This window comes from Streptomyces sp. NBC_01481 (assembly GCF_026339995.1).
Taxonomy (GTDB): domain Bacteria; phylum Actinomycetota; class Actinomycetes; order Streptomycetales; family Streptomycetaceae; genus Streptomyces.
Map to the genome: position 1 here is coordinate 2108774 of NZ_JAPEPT010000001.1, position 13371 is coordinate 2122144.

At 72.3% G+C, this 13371-nt stretch carries 13 protein-coding genes; 9 read left to right on the top strand and 4 right to left on the bottom strand.

Features of this window, described 5'->3' with window-relative positions:
* Positions 1-32: 32 nt before the first annotated feature.
* Positions 33-968: a DUF2510 domain-containing protein gene (locus tag OOK40_RS09755; RefSeq protein WP_266478357.1), complete on the top strand. Its 936-nt coding sequence runs from the start codon at positions 33-35 to the stop codon at positions 966-968.
* Here the strand turns inward: OOK40_RS09755 and OOK40_RS09760 are convergent.
* Positions 965-1948: an IS481 family transposase gene (locus OOK40_RS09760; protein ID WP_266478359.1), complete on the bottom strand. Its 984-nt coding sequence runs from the start codon at positions 1946-1948 to the stop codon at positions 965-967. The two genes, OOK40_RS09755 and OOK40_RS09760, sit on opposite strands and share 4 nt — an antisense overlap.
* A 299-nt stretch (positions 1949-2247) precedes the next feature.
* Positions 2248-3450, bottom strand: a complete 1203-nt coding sequence (locus OOK40_RS09765) for an amino acid deaminase/aldolase (RefSeq protein ID WP_266478361.1) — start codon at positions 3448-3450, stop codon at positions 2248-2250.
* Between the two features lie 1066 nt (positions 3451-4516).
* Between OOK40_RS09765 and OOK40_RS09770 the strand changes: the two genes are divergently transcribed.
* A complete protein-coding gene (locus OOK40_RS09770; protein ID WP_266479085.1) occupies positions 4517-5302 on the top strand; it encodes a hypothetical protein in 786 nt (261 codons plus the stop codon).
* Complete coding sequence (gene mycP / locus OOK40_RS09775) at positions 5299-6471, top strand: type VII secretion-associated serine protease mycosin (protein WP_266478362.1); 1173 nt, start codon at positions 5299-5301, stop codon at positions 6469-6471. The genes OOK40_RS09770 and mycP overlap by 4 nt, the downstream gene beginning before the upstream one ends.
* Here the strand turns inward: mycP and OOK40_RS09780 are convergent.
* Positions 6458-7351, bottom strand: a complete 894-nt coding sequence (locus OOK40_RS09780) for a serine hydrolase (protein WP_266478364.1) — start codon at positions 7349-7351, stop codon at positions 6458-6460. The two genes, mycP and OOK40_RS09780, sit on opposite strands and share 14 nt — an antisense overlap.
* Before the next feature lie 95 nt (positions 7352-7446).
* Here OOK40_RS09780 and OOK40_RS09785 point away from each other — a divergent pair, with 95 nt between their 5' ends.
* Positions 7447-8226 (top strand): SseB family protein, encoded by a 780-nt coding sequence (locus OOK40_RS09785; protein WP_266478366.1) that lies wholly within the window; start codon positions 7447-7449, stop codon positions 8224-8226.
* A 113-nt stretch (positions 8227-8339) separates the two neighbouring features.
* On the opposite strand, the gene OOK40_RS09790 is transcribed toward OOK40_RS09785, so the two are convergent.
* Positions 8340-8702: a DUF1844 domain-containing protein gene (locus OOK40_RS09790; RefSeq protein ID WP_266478368.1), complete on the bottom strand. Its 363-nt coding sequence runs from the start codon at positions 8700-8702 to the stop codon at positions 8340-8342.
* 350 nt (positions 8703-9052) lie between these two features.
* Here OOK40_RS09790 and infC point away from each other — a divergent pair, with 350 nt between their 5' ends.
* The 5 genes from infC (at position 9053) to OOK40_RS09815 (ending at position 13336) form a co-directional block, all read left to right on the top strand.
* On the top strand, positions 9053-9724 hold the full coding sequence (gene infC, locus OOK40_RS09795; RefSeq protein WP_266478369.1) for a translation initiation factor IF-3: 672 nt from the start codon (positions 9053-9055) through the stop codon (positions 9722-9724).
* Positions 9725-9843: 119 nt separating this feature from the next.
* Positions 9844-10038, top strand: coding sequence for a 50S ribosomal protein L35 (gene rpmI / locus OOK40_RS09800; protein ID WP_142216133.1), 195 nt, complete (start codon positions 9844-9846; stop codon positions 10036-10038).
* A gap of 101 nt (positions 10039-10139) precedes the next feature.
* Positions 10140-10532, top strand: coding sequence for a 50S ribosomal protein L20 (gene rplT / locus OOK40_RS09805; protein WP_266478373.1), 393 nt, complete (start codon positions 10140-10142; stop codon positions 10530-10532).
* Positions 10533-11276: 744 nt separating this feature from the next.
* Complete coding sequence (locus OOK40_RS09810) at positions 11277-12116, top strand: RNA methyltransferase (protein ID WP_266478375.1); 840 nt, start codon at positions 11277-11279, stop codon at positions 12114-12116.
* Between the two features lie 98 nt (positions 12117-12214).
* Positions 12215-13336 carry an ATP-binding protein gene (locus tag OOK40_RS09815; RefSeq protein ID WP_266478380.1) on the top strand — a complete coding sequence of 374 codons (1122 nt, stop codon included), beginning with the start codon at positions 12215-12217 and terminating at the stop codon, positions 13334-13336.
* Positions 13337-13371: the final 35 nt, after the last annotated feature.

Sequence of the window (13371 nt, forward strand, 5' to 3'; positions counted from 1 at the left end):
CCCCCGTGGAAGACACGACCTAGGGTGGCCGGATGAGCATGACGACGCCGGCCGGCTGGTTTCCGGATCCGAACACGCCCGGCACCGAACGCTGGTGGGACGGGACCGCCTGGACCGCGCACACACGCCCGGTCCAGGCGCAGGTCCCGGCCGGGCCCGCCGGGTTCGGGCCGCCGACCGTGCCGATGGCGCAGGCGACGTCCGGAAGCGGCGGCAGGGGGCGGCTGTTGGCGCTCGTCGCCGCGGGTGTCTTCCTCGTGGGAGCTGTCGCCGTCGGTGCGGTGCTGCTCGGGAAGGGGGACGACGCGGACCCCGGCGCCGCGCCGAACGTCTCGGAACCGGCCGCGACCACGGCGGACCCGAAGAACAGCCGGTCCGCGACCCCGCCCGCGACGGACGACTCCGGGTCACTGACCGACCAGCTCAACGGCATCACCATCCCGGTCCCCGAGGGCTGGGAGAAATCGGACAGCTCGCTCGACGAGGGCGCGACGATGGTCACGGACGAGACCTACGACTGCCCGGCCGGCGGGTCGCCGCTCTGCCGACGGGGCCGGGTGTCCTCCATCACCGCGTCGCGTACGGAGGGGAAATCGCCCGCGGCGCTGGCCGAGCAGGACATCGCGACGGCGGCGGACAAGGCGTACGAGGAAGACGCCGTCGGCACCCGCATCTACGGCGGCATCAGATCTCACACCGTGCTCAAGTCCCAGTCCGTCGCGGTCGCCGGGCGCGCCGGCCATCTGGTCCGCTGGCGGGTCGTCACCGGAGCGGGCCCCGGCGGGTACGTGCAGTCGCTGGTCTTCCCCTCGTCGGTGGGGAGCGAGTCGATGGTGATCGTCCGCTTCGCCTTCGACGCGAGCCCCGAGGCTCCGAAACTCGCGGACATGGACAAGATCGCCGCGAGCATCCGGCCGATCGGCGACGCGACGAGCGGCGGGGTGGGCAGCAGCATCGGCCCGGGCTAGGTGTATTGGCCTGCAGGGTTGTTTACGCGGCTGATGGGTGGCTTGCCTTCGAGTGCGGTGTGGCAGCGGTGGTGGTTGTAGGTGTGGAGGAAGTCTGCCAGGGCTGCGGTCCGTTCGGTGTTGCTGGTGTAGGGCCGCAGGTAGGCCCATTCGTCGAGCAGGGTGCGGTTGAAGCGTTCGACCTTGCCATTGGTCTGCGGCCGGTAGGGCCGGATGCGCTTGTGCGCGATCCCTGCTGCGGACAGGGTGTCCCGCCAGAGAAACGACTTGTAGCAGGAGCCGTTGTCGGTCAGCACCCGTTCGACGGTGATGCCGTGGCCGGTGAAGAAGGCGTGGGCCCGCTGCCAGAAGGCCACGGCGGTCTCCTTGCGCTCGTCGGCCAGGACCTCGCTGTAGGCGAGGCGGGAGTGGTCGTCGACGGCGGAGTGGATGTAGCTGTAGCCGATCACCGGCTTGCAGCTCTTGCGCTGGTCGGTGGTGGCCTGCCGGTTGCGGTCGCCGGCTGCCCTGCCGACCGTGCGCCACCCTCCGCCGTCGGGGATGTTGCCGAGCTTCTTGATGTCGACATGGACCAGCTCACCCGGCCGGGCCCGCTCGTAGCGGCGGATCGGCTCGCCGGTCGGCCGGTCCAGCCAGGCCAGCCGGTGCAAGCCGTGCCGGGTCAGGATGCGGTGCACGGTAGAGGCGGGTAGCCCGATGATGGGGCCGATGCGGGCCGGGCCCAGCTTGCGGGCCTGCCGCAGCTCACAGACACGGGCCTCCACCTCGGGCGCTGTGCGGTGCGGGGTCGTATGCGGCCGGCTGGAGCGGTCGTGCAGACCCGCCTCGCCCTCCGTCCGCCACCGACGCATCCACTTGTGAGCGGTCGGCCGCGAGACACCCATCTCGGCCGCCACATGAGCAACCGGACTGCCAGCCAGGACACGTTCGACCAGCAGCCGCCTCCCGAAGACAGTCAGCCGGGCATTACGGTGGGACACGAAGACCTCCGTGCGTGGTGTGGAGCCTAGACACCTCCACCACACCGGAGGTCTTCGCCATGATCAAGACCCACCACTGTTAACAACGCTCGTGATCAATACAGCTAGGCCGTGTCTGACAAATCTCGCCTGGCGCGCGACGCCCGGCACGCACATTCGCTGCGTTGTCGGAGTCATCCAAGTACGTCCAGTACGAGGATGATCCTCCGCCTTGCGATTGCACGCACCGGACGCCGCGCACCCCGCCCTGCGGGCGGACGGCGCTATTTGTCAGACACGGCCTAGGACTGCTCGCCTGCTTAGAGGAAGGTCCGGCCCTCGCCCCGATAAGTGGGCGCCGTCCCCGTCACGCGGTCGCCCTCGATCAGGTGCAGCGTGTCGAAGCGCTCGCACAACTCGCCGGCCTTGGCGTGCCGGAACCACACCTTGTCACCGATCAGCAGGTCGTCTGCGGGTGAGCCCAGCAGCGGGGTCTGCACCTCGCCCGGGCCCTCCTGCGGGTCGTAACGCAGCCCCTCCGGGAGATACGGCACGGGCAGCCGGTCCGCGCCCGCGGCACCCGACGCGGGATAGCCGCCGCCGAGCACGGTCACCACGCCCACGCCCGGCCTGCGCACCACGGGCTGCGCGAACAGTGCGGCCGGACGACCCGTGAACGACGTGTAGTTGTCGAACAGCCTCGGGACATACAGCCCGGAGCCCGCGGCGATCTCGGTCACCGCGTCCTCGGCCGCCGTGTGCTGGACGCTGCCGGTGCCGCCGCCGTTCACGAACTCCAGGTCCGGCGTGACCGCCCGCACCGCACGCACCACGGCCGCCCGCCGCTCCGCCAGCTCCCTGCGGGCGGCCGCCTGCATCAGCCTGATCGCCCGCGAGCGCAGCGGACGGCCCGCGAGCGAGTCGCCGACACCGGCGACATGCCCCTCGTATGCCATGAGTCCCACCAGCCGGAAGCCCGGGCGGCGCGCGATCGAACGGGCCAGCTCGGCCAGCTGGGCGGGCTCACGCAGCGGCGAACGGCGTGCCCCGATCCGTACCCGACCGCCCAGCAGCCGCAGCGCGGTGTCGAGTTCCAGACAGACCCGGATCTCCTCCTTGCCGCCGGCGCGCGAGCGGTCGATCAGCTCCAGCTGAGCCGCGTCGTCGACCATCACGGTCACGGCGGCAGCGAGCTTCGGATCAGCCGCGAGCTCGGCGAAACCGGACCGGTCCGCGGACGGATAGGCCAGCAGTACGTCGTCGAAACCGGCCCGCGCCAGCCACAGCGACTCGTCCAGCGTGAACGACATGATCCCCGCGAATCCGTCCCGCGCCAGGACCCGCTCCAGCAGCGCCCGGCAGCGTACGGACTTGCTTGCCACCCGGATCGGCTTGCCGCCCGCTCTGCGCACCAGGTCGTCGGCGTTCGCGTCGAAGGCGTCGAGATCGACGACCGCGAGCGGCGCGTCGAGATGGGCGGTGGCCCTGTCGTAGCGGGCCCGGTCAGCGGCGAGGGGCGTCATGGCCCGAGCTTGCCAGACCGGATTACCGCAGGGTAGGGGGATGTTCTGGGCAGATCCGCCCGGACCCCCGGTCTCGTTGCCGCCGGGTGCGTTCGAGCCCGTAGAGTGACGCACACGCGGTGACGAACGGGCCTGCCCCGAAAGGCGATCCGTTGGCATACGTGGACGAGGAACAGGGGGCGGGATGAGCACGGAGGCGCAGTGCCCTTCCGGCTCTGGCTCGTCTCAGTCCGACGGTGGGGGGACGACGCCCGGCGCGTCGCGCATCACGGATGCGCTGGTCCCGCCGGAGACGGCCCCGAAGGAACTGCGCATCTCGGGCATCGCCAAGCTGCTGCCCCCGGCCCCCGGCGACGACGACCGCGCTGGGGCCCCGAGCACGCCAGAGGTGGGTTGCTCCGAAGCCGACGGACCCCGCCGCCCCGCGCCTTCGACGGCACCTGCGGCCGGTCGCCCTGACACCGACAGGCCTCGTCGTCCCGCGCCTTCGACGCCGGTCCCGGCTTCTGACGGCCGTCCCGGTTCGGCTGGTGGAGCAGGTCGCCCGGCACCCGCGGCCGGTCGCCCCGAAGCCGACGGACCTCGTCGCCCGTCCGCCTCCGACGCGTCGCCGAGCACGCCCTCCACCGGGGCCCGTCCGCCCGCCGCCGGGCGTTCTGAGGCGCCCCCGCGCGCGCCCCGGCCCGCACCCGCCGCCGCCCCGTCGCCGAGCGTGCCCGCGCACCGGCCGCCGACCGGTCCACCCCCGCGTCCCGAGCCGACCCCGAGCGCCCCCGCGCCACAGCCGCCGGCCCCCATACCCCCGCGGCCCGACGTACCGCCCGCGCGGCCGTCCGCCGGCGCGGAGTCGCCCGTCGCACCCGTCGAGACAACCGCCAGGCTGCGGCCCATCGCCGCACCCCGCACCGCACCCCTGCCGCCCGAGGCCCCGCCGCGACCCGTCGTCGCCCCCGCCCGCCGCAGGCCCGTCGGTTCCGTCGACCTCACGCCTCCCGCACCCGGCACACGCCCCGCGCACCCGGGACCCGCCGCATACTCCTGGGTGCCGCCGGAGACCCCGGCCGAGATGACCACCCGGCTCCGCCCCGTACGGACCCGGCGCCCCGCACGGACCATCGGCGCCCTCGCCTGTGTCGTCCTCGGCCTCGGGCTGATCGGCGGCGCCGCCACCGGCAGCTGGCTGACCGGCGACTCGAGTGCGAACCCCACCGCCCGCACCGGGTACACCGAGACCCGGACGCTGTGGCACAGCGTTCCCGTGAACACGCTCTTCCCCCGCACCCTCAGGGGCGAGGGCGCAGGACCCGGCGGCGCCGACCGCGTCTGGACGCGGATCGCCGTCGCGCCGGACGGCGCCTGCGCACCCGCACTCGACCCGCTGCTGCTCAAGACGCTCCAGCCGGTCGGCTGCGTCCGGGTGCTGCGCGCCACGTACACCGACGCCACCGCGAGCAGTGTCACCACGGTCGGAATGATCTTCACTGAGGCCGACGCAGAAGCGATGGGCACGCTGAACTCCCGTTTCACCGAGCAGGGTCTCGACGAGCGCCGCGATCTGATGCCCCGCACCCTCCCCGCCAAGGGCACCGCCGCCGCAGGCTTCGGCGACCGGCAGCGCGCGAGCTGGACGGTCAGCGTCCTGACCGAGATGCCCGTCGTCGTCTACGCCGTGTCCGGCTTCGCCGATGGACGCACCGTCACCGACCCGCTGCCCGCCGCCGAGGCCAAGGCGGAGGGCGCGACGTCGGCGCCTGCGCAGGCGGGCCTCGGCCATGAGGCGACGGGCATCGCGGACCGGATCGAGGGCGGTCTGCGCAAGTCCGTCAGCACGGCCACGGAGAAGCCCGAATGAACCGCCGCCATCGCCACCGCGTCGCCGCGACCCTCGCTGCGGCCGCTCTCGCCCTGCTCCCGGCGACGCCCGCGCACGCGGACGGCATCCGGGCCCAGCAGTGGGGCCTCGACGCCCTGCACACCGACCAGGCCTGGAACACCACCAAGGGCAAGGGCATCACCGTCGCGGTCCTCGACACGGGAGTCGACGACAGCCACCCCGACCTGGCGGGCTCGGTCCTGCCCGGTAAGGACTTGATCGGCTTCGGCGCCGTGCAGGGCGACCGCTCCTGGGCGCGGCACGGCACCGCGATGGCGGGCATCATCGCCGCCCACGGCCACGGCCTCGACGACGAGGACGGTGTGATCGGCATCGCCCCCGAGGCCAAGATCCTCCCCGTCCGCGTCATCCTCGAAGGCACCGACACGGCCCGCGAGAAGGCCCGCAAGACCCGCGGCACGGCCCTTGCCCAGGGCATCCGCTGGGCCGCCGACAACGGCGCGGACGTCATCAACCTCTCGCTCGGCGACGACAGCGAGTCGGCGCACCCGGAGGCGGGTGAGGACGCCGCCGTGCAGTACGCGCTCGCCAAGGGCTGCGTCGTCGTCGCCTCGGCAGGCAACGGCGGTGAGAAGGGCGACCACATCTCGTATCCCGCCGCCTACCCCGGTGTGATCGCCGTGACGGCCGTCGACCGCTTCGGCACGCACGCCGCCTTCTCCACCCGCCGCTGGTACGCCACCGTCAGCGCCCCCGGCGTCGACATCGTCATCGCCGACCCCGACCGGAAGTACTACCAGGGCTGGGGCACCAGCGCCGCGTCCGCCTTCGTCTCCGGCGCGGTCGCCCTCGTGCGCGCGGCCCATCCCGGTCTCACCCCGGCCCAGATCAAGAAGCTCCTCGCGGACACCGCCCGCAACGGCCCCAAGGGGGGACGCGACGATGCCAAGGGCTACGGCAGCGTCGACCCGGCCGCCGCGATCAAGGCGGGCGCGAAGCTGCGCCCCGCGGATCTGAAAGCCGCATCCGCGGGCTACGGCAAGCCGTACTTCGGCCCGGGCCCCGCCCGCGCGGACAAGGACTCGGAACCGGCGGCCTGGCTCGCCCCGCTCGCGGGCGGCATGGGCGTGCTGGTGTTGCTGGGCGCAGCCGCCCTCTGGCGCGGCGGCCCGGTCAGAGGGAACTGACCGCTTTCCGCGCCGCCGCCTCGACGAGCGCGATGCCCGCCTCCTTCGTCGCGTGCCCGTCCGAGAGGACCGCCAGCAGGCAGACCCGGCCGTTCACCGAGACCCGGCCGATGCTGTTGACGTCCCACAGCCCGGTGGCGGTCCGTGGCATCCAGCCGTTCTTGAGCGCCCAGCCGCTACCGGCCGCCGACACCCCCCAGTCCTGGTCCGTCGAGATCTGCTCCATCAGCCCCTGCAGATACGTACGGGATGCCTCGCCCAGCACCGAGTCCGCACCGAACACGGCCCGAAGCAGGACGAGTTGATCGCGGGCGGTGGTCTGCGTGAGCCCCCAGGCACCGGCCCCGGCAGTCTCGGTGAGACCGAGCCGCTCATTGGCCGCGTCGAGCCCCTGCGCCCCGCCGATCGTCTGCCACAGTGCCGTGGCCGCCGTGTTGTCGCTGAGCCGAATCATGGCGGCTGCCTGCGTCTTCTCCTGTGGCGTTAGCGAACGGCCCGCGTCCTGCGCCGCCAGCAGCAGAGCCGCCAGGATGTCCACCTTGACGATGCTCGCGGTGTCGTACGTCTCCTCGCCGTACACCGCGCTCTCCCCGCTCCCGGTGTCGAGCACCGCGACCGACAGCGACGCGCCGGACCGGGCGACGACCGGCTCGACCGCGGCGGCGAGCACCGTATCGAGATCCACGGTGACCTCCGCTGGTTGGGGAGTCCCCGACGGGGACTCGGACGGCGGGGCCGACGATACGGCGCGGGTCGCGGCATCCGGCGAGCGCCCGAGGGAGTACGCCCCCGCCGCGACCGAACCCGTCACCAGCACCGCCGCCGCGACCGCCGCGCAGACGACGGATCTGCGGGCGCGGGCTCTGTGGCGAGGAGGCATGGCCCGGACGCTAGGAACCGCGCCTGGGAGCGGCCTGTGTCCAGCCTTCGGGTCCGGTGAGAAAGCGCCGGAGCGGGGGCGGCTAGGCTCGTCGCGTGGCGCTCAAGAACATCCCTGACCCCGGTTTCTCCGACGACGACGGCACTGCCGATCCCCGGCTGACCGCGGCTCTCGCCGCGTGGTCCGCCGACCGCACGGCCGAGGGGCCGGTGCTCGAAGCCCTCAAGGGGGCCCGGCTGCTCGTCCCCGTCGTCGCCGTCCTCGGCGAGGTCGAGGAGGACGATCAGGGGGGCCGCGAAGCGTCAGGCAAGGGTGGTGGTGGGAGACGGGTGGGCGGTCTGCGCCGTGAGAAGACCAGTGACATGGCCGTGCCCACCCTGACGGCAGGCGACCGCCGCGCGCTGCCCGCCTTCACCTCGATCGCCTCACTCGCCCGCTGGGACCCCGAGGCGCGGCCCGTCGCCGTGCCGCTCCATCAGGCGCTCCAGGCGGCCGCGCACGAGAAGGCCGACACGCTCGTACTCGACCTGGCCGGGCCCGTCACCTACCAGCTGACGGGCCGCGCGCTGCTGGCTCTCGCCGAGGGGCGCACCAGTACGGACCCGCTCCACGACCCGGCCGTCACGACGGCTGTACGGGACGCGGTGGCGGCCGAACCCGGGGTGCTCCGCGCCCATCTGGGCCCGGGCGGCGCGGACGGCACCCTCGCCCTGGTTCTCGCCGCGGACGCCGACCCGGCCCGGTCGGCCCGTCGCGTCGCCGAGGCACTGGCGGCCGACGACGTACTGAGGGCCCGCCTGGTGCGGGGCCTCGACCTGGCACTGCTGCCGGCCGAGGCGTCGCTTCCGGGCGAGCCCCTGTTCGTACGTGAGTAGCGGTTGCCGTCGTAACGGCTGGCCGTAGACCGGACCGGTGGCTGTGTTCTTCCGGGGAGCGACCCCCGTACCCCTACGAAAAGGCGGCGGCCGGGGCGGGCGCGCCCGTGTGACTAGCCGTAGACCGGGCCCGTGTACTTCTCGCCCGGACCCTGGCCCGGCTCGTCCGGGACCAGCGAGGCCTCGCGGAAGGCCAGCTGCAGCGACTTGAGCCCGTCCCGCAGTGGCGCCGCGTGGAAGGAGCTGATCTCCGTCGCGCTGGCGTCCATCAGGCCGGCCAGCGCATGGACCAGCTTCCGGGCCTCGTCCAGGTCCTTGTGGTCGGCGCCGTCCTCGGTCAGGCCGAGCTTCACGGCCGCCGCGCTCATCAGGTTCACCGCGACCGTGACGATGACCTCGACGGCGGGGACCTCAGCGATGTCGCGGGTCATGTCGTCGAAGCCGGGGGACTCATTGGGTGTGGTCGCGTCACTCATGACCCACACGATATGCCCCGCCGCCCGGTGGCCGGTCCCGGCCACCGGTTAGCCTGTTCCGGCCAGAGCTGCTAACCTTGTGTAACGACCGGCCGGACACGTGTGTGCCCGGCCCACAAGTGGAGGCTCCGATCTCCCACCTGACTGTCCTCCGGGACGGCGGGTCACCGGTCAGGCGGCGCCCATCGTTCCGTACGGACGATGGAGCCACCCGATAAGCCCCGCGGTTGCACGCGGCGGTGTTCCGGTATTCCAGGAGCTCCCGCCTGTGTCCCGTCCGGGGCATTTTTGATGTTCCGGTGCGGTTGGTCCAACAAAACAGACGTTACGCGGCTGCCTGCCAGCCAGCCGTGTGGTGCTACCGAGGAGGATCCATCAGCGCCGAGCCCCGCATCAACGACCGGATTCGCGTTCCCGAAGTGCGACTTGTCGGTCCCAGCGGCGAGCAGGTCGGGATTGTTCCGCTTGCCAAGGCCCTTGAGCTTGCTCAGGAGTACGACCTCGACCTCGTCGAGGTGGCGGCGACAGCCCGCCCGCCCGTGTGCAAGCTCATGGACTACGGGAAGTTCAAGTACGAGTCGGCCATGAAGGCCCGTGAGGCGCGCAAGAACCAGGCGCACACGGTCATCAAGGAGATGAAGCTCCGGCCGAAGATCGACCCGCACGACTATGACACCAAGAAGGGTCACGTCGTCCGGTTCCTCAAGCAGGGTGACAAGGTCAAGATCACGATCATGTTCCGTGGTCGTGAGCAGTCCCGCCCCGAGCTTGGCTTCCGCCTGCTGCAGCGTCTCGCTTCCGACGTCGAGGACCTCGGATTCATCGAGTCGAACCCCAAGCAGGACGGCCGGAACATGATCATGGTTCTCGGCCCGCACAAGAAGAAGACCGAGGCCATGGCCGAGGCACGTGAGGCTCAGGCCGCCCGCAAGGCGGAGCGCCAGGGCTACGCGAACGAGGAGACCTCGGAAGAGGCTGCCGAGGCTCCGGCCGAAGCACCCGCCGAGACTTCCGAGGCGTGACCTGAGGGGCGGCCATCCAGGCGCCCCGGGTCCCGCCCGGAACCACAAACCAAGATCTGACGCTCCTGCAGTCCGGTGTCCGCACCGGGGGAGCGCCACTGACGAGGAGATACGGCGCGATGCCGAAGAACAAGACGCACAGCGGTGCCAAGAAGCGCTTCAAGATCACCGGCTCCGGCAAGGTGCTCCGTGAGCGCGCCGGCAAGCGCCACCTGCTCGAGCACAAGTCGTCCAAGCTGACGCGTCGCCTCACCGGCAACGCCGAGATGGCCCCGGGTGACTCGAAGACCATCAAGAAGCTTCTCGGCAAGTGACGTTCGTGTCCCCGGTCCCCGGGGACACGCGCCGAGACCGGGACCAATTCGTTTCCGGGCCGTGTGAGTCCAACCACGGCCCCGCTACAAGGAGTTAACAAGTGGCACGCGTCAAGCGGGCAGTCAACGCCCACAAGAAGCGCCGGGCAATTCTCGAGGCCGCCAGCGGTTACCGCGGTCAGCGTTCGCGCCTGTACCGCAAGGCCAAGGAGCAGGTCACCCACTCCCTGGTCTACAACTACAACGACCGCAAGAAGCGCAAGGGCGACTTCCGTCAGCTGTGGATCCAGCGCATCAATGCCGCTGCCCGCCAGAACGGCATGACGTACAACCGCCTCATCCAGGGTCTGAAGGCCGCCAACATCGAGGTGGACCGCAAGATCCTGGCCGAGCTCGCGGTCAACGACGCCAACGCGTTCGCTGCGCTGGTCGAGGTTGCGCAGAAGGCGCTGCCGAGCGACGTCAACGCGCCGAAGGCCGCGTCGGCGGCCTGACGGCCGCGCCGACCCGACCGGACCCGCAGGCCTTCGGCCTGCGGGTCCGGTGTGTTTGGCCTTGCCTCGGAGCCGCCCGGCCCCGGTCGGCCTGTGGGCCGCGCGGGGACCTGCGCGTGGCTCGTACGGGACTGCCGCCCGCTCCGGCGGGTGCGTTCGGCAGGTATCGCCCCCGGCGGGGCGATCGAGCCGGACGTCCCGCCCCGGTCGGCCGGCAGGCCGCCTGGGACGTGTGCGTTGCCCGCACGGGACTACCGGCCGCCCCCGGCGGGTGCGGACCGGCTGGTACCGGCCCCGGCGGGGGCGTTCGAGCCGGGCCCCTGGCCCGTGTCGGCCGTACGGGACTGCCCGCTCCGGCGGCTGCGTTCTGGACCCGCCCCCCGGCGGGGGCGTTCCAGCCGGGCCTGCGCCCCGGTCGGCTTGCGGTACGGGCCCAGTCGGCTCCGGCGCCCCGGCCCGGTCGCCCTTCGAGCCTGCCGGCCCGTACCGGGACTGTCCGCCCCGGCGGGTGGGTCCCATCCGGACCCCCGGTCGGGGGCGAATCGCCGGACGGCGGTGCCGGACCTGCGCGGGGACGCACGGGGCGAGTCCCGGCGGCCGACAGGTACGGGCCAGGGACCGACTCCGGCCCCCGCGTCCGGGATGACCCGCACCCCGCCGGTACGGCCCGATCGGTGCCGCCACCCAACCACCCCCGCAGGCGCGTCCGGGACCCCCGGACCCGAGTCAGAGAGTCGCAGGCACATGCCTACTCCCGAGCTGATCTCCCCGCGATCCCCGCGCGTCACCGCCGCACGGCGGCTGGCCAGGCGTGCCTTCCGGAGCAAGGAGCGCCTGTTCATCGCCGAGGGGCCGCAGGCCGTGCGCGAGGCCGTCGCGCACCGCGGGCCCGGGGGTGAGCCCACCCTCGTGGAGCTGTTCACCACCGTCGAGGCAGCCGAGCGGTACGCGGACATCGTGGATGCGGCCCGGGCCGCCGGAGCCCGGGTGCACTACGCGTCCGACGCCGTCCTCGCCGAGGTCTCGCAGACCGTCACCCCGCAGGGTCTCGTCGGCGTGTGCCGTTTCCTCGACTCTCCCTTCGAGGAGATCCTCGCGGCCCGGCCGAAGCTCGTCGCCGTACTCGCGCACGTACGCGACCCCGGCAATGCGGGCACCGTGCTGCGCTGTGCGGACGCCGCCGGCGCCGACGCCGTCGTCCTCACCGACGCCTCCGTGGACCTGTACAACCCCAAGTCCGTACGCGCCTCGGTCGGTTCCCACTTCCATCTGCCCGTCGCCGTGGGCGTCCCCGTCGAAGAGGCGGTGCGGGGACTGCGCGAGGCCGGAGTGCGCGTACTGGCCGCCGACGGCGCGGGCCAGGACGACCTCGACGACGAGCTGGACGCGGGCACCATGGGCGGACCCACCGCGTGGATCTTCGGCAACGAGGCCTGGGGGCTCCCCGAGGAGACCCGCGCGCTCGCCGACGCCGTCGTACGCGTCCCCATCCACGGAAAAGCCGAGAGTCTGAACCTCGCGACCGCCGCAGCCGTATGCCTCTATGCCTCGGCGCGCGCCCAGCGCGCAGGCAGTGCTCGCTGAGCTCGAGTACTCGCTCAGGGGGTCCGCTCCGTCACTTCCAGCTAGTAGGGTGACGGGCTCGGGGGCCCACTGCGCCGGCGGAGAGGTGGGGTACGGGGATGGCTGTCGGGACGAGCAGGCCCGCGGAGACACACGGGGCATTGCTGTGCCGTTCCGGCGCCCCCGAGGTGTTCGGCATCGACCCCGACGACCTCCCCGACGGACTCGTCGTCGCCGACGAGAGGGGCCGGGTGATCTGCTTCAACGACGCGGCCGTCAGGATCACCGCCGTCGCCAAAGCCGACGCTCTCGGACATCCGCTGGAGACCGCGCTGCCGCTGGAGGACCTCAAGGGCCGCCGCTGGTGGACGCTGACCGATCCGTACGGCGGACTCGCCACCCGCGTCGGCCAGCCCGAGCGCAATCTGCTGCTGCCCGGCGGCCGTGAAGTCCTCGTCTCCGCGCGCTATGTGCGCGAGCGCCCCACCGGGCCGATACGCCGCCTGGTCATCAGCCTGCGCGGCACCGAGGCCCGGCGCCGCACCGAACGCAGCCACGCCGAGCTGATCGCCACCGTCGCCCATGAGCTGCGCTCGCCGCTCACCTCCGTCAAGGGCTTCACGGCAACGCTCCTGGCCAAGTGGGAACGCTTCACCGACGACCAGAAGCGGCTCATGCTGGAGACCGTCGACGCCGACGCCAACCGCGTCACCCGGCTCATCGCCGAGCTGCTCGACATCTCCCGTATCGACTCCGGCCGGCTCGAAGTACGCCGCCAGCCCATCGACATCGCCGCCGCCGTCGGACGCCACATCCAGGCACACATAGCCAGCGGCCAGTCCCCCGACCGCTTCTTCGTCCGCATCCAGCGCTGCCTGCCCGATCTGTGGGCCGACCCCGACAAGATCGACCAGGTGCTCGGCAACCTGCTGGAAAATGCGGTGCGCCACGGCGCCGGAACGGTCACCATCGAGGTGGCGCCGGCAGCGGCGAAGGACGACGAGAAGGGTACGGCCGTCACCGTGAGCGACGAAGGCCCCGGCATCCCCGAGGAGTCGATGGGCCGCGTCTTCACCCGCTTCTGGCGGGGGAGCAAGCGCGGCGGCACGGGCCTGGGCCTCTACATCGTCAAGGGCATCGTCGAGGCGCACGGCGGGACGATCACCGTCGGCCGCGGACCCGGCGGCGGCGCCGAGTTCCGATTTATTCTGCCCGTCGGCGCTCCTGCGTATCTCGCCTGAGCGGCCCGCGGGCTCATTCGCCACTCCACACCCCG

Coding starts and splice junctions, on each gene's coding strand:
- OOK40_RS09815 (WP_266478380.1), top strand. CDS start 12,215: ATGGCTGTCGGGACGAGCAGGCCCGCGGAGACACACGGGGCATTGCTG.
- OOK40_RS09755 (WP_266478357.1), top strand. CDS start 33: ATGAGCATGACGACGCCGGCCGGCTGGTTTCCGGATCCGAACACGCCC.
- OOK40_RS09770 (WP_266479085.1), top strand. CDS start 4,517: ATGACCACCCGGCTCCGCCCCGTACGGACCCGGCGCCCCGCACGGACC.
- OOK40_RS09765 (WP_266478361.1), bottom strand. CDS start 3,450: ATGACGCCCCTCGCCGCTGACCGGGCCCGCTACGACAGGGCCACCGCC.
- rpmI (WP_142216133.1), top strand. CDS start 9,844: ATGCCGAAGAACAAGACGCACAGCGGTGCCAAGAAGCGCTTCAAGATC.
- mycP (WP_266478362.1), top strand. CDS start 5,299: ATGAACCGCCGCCATCGCCACCGCGTCGCCGCGACCCTCGCTGCGGCC.
- OOK40_RS09810 (WP_266478375.1), top strand. CDS start 11,277: ATGCCTACTCCCGAGCTGATCTCCCCGCGATCCCCGCGCGTCACCGCC.
- OOK40_RS09790 (WP_266478368.1), bottom strand. CDS start 8,702: ATGAGTGACGCGACCACACCCAATGAGTCCCCCGGCTTCGACGACATG.
- OOK40_RS09780 (WP_266478364.1), bottom strand. CDS start 7,351: ATGCCTCCTCGCCACAGAGCCCGCGCCCGCAGATCCGTCGTCTGCGCG.